Annotated in this window: 1 protein-coding gene; it reads left to right on the forward strand. The window is 51.5% G+C overall.

Annotated features, from left to right (window positions below; translation table 11 throughout):
* A partial coding sequence (locus L6Q67_RS24150) for a S4 domain-containing protein (protein ID WP_296576246.1) occupies positions 1–172 on the forward strand: 172 nt, incomplete at its 5' end.
* Between the last annotated feature and the right edge of the window lie 407 nt (positions 173–579).

Genomic DNA, 579 nt, shown 5'->3' on the forward strand with positions numbered 1-579 from the left:
CAAGCAGGCGGGGCTGACGGCTAGCACCTCAGAATCCCTGCGGATGATTGATCAGGGAGGGGTGCGTCTGGATGGCGAGAAAGTGTCGGATCGCGGGCTGGTGCTGGCAGCGGGGGCTGTTGTTGTACTGCAGGTCGGCAAGCGCAAGTTTGCGCGTGTGACTGTGGTTTGAATTAATTTCCCCAAACCTCTTGACGTGTTCTGATAGTTCTTTATAATTCGGCCCTCTTCGCAGCGCAGTTGTTCAGCGCGGTGAAGGGGGAAGTAGGCCGGAGGATTGGTTGCTTCTGCGCAGTCAGGTGTTTTCAGCGAGGTTTAAAAAGATTTCGCGAAATGCTTGACAGGGTTTAAAAGCTCTGTATAATGCGCACCTCTTCGCTGCAGCGCGCAGCGGTTCTTTAAAAATTCGAACAACCGATAGGTGTGGGTACTCGGTTTCGAGGCGGTGTTCTGGTTTATACCAGAGTGCCACAAGAAATTGAAGTATCTGCAGAAACGTCAGGTTTCTGGAGTTTTTGGATTGAACTTAAGAGTTTGATCCTGGCTCAGATTGAACGCTGGCGGCATGCTTTACACATG

This window comes from Zoogloea sp. (assembly GCF_023150065.1).
GTDB lineage: Bacteria > Pseudomonadota > Gammaproteobacteria > Burkholderiales > Rhodocyclaceae > Zoogloea.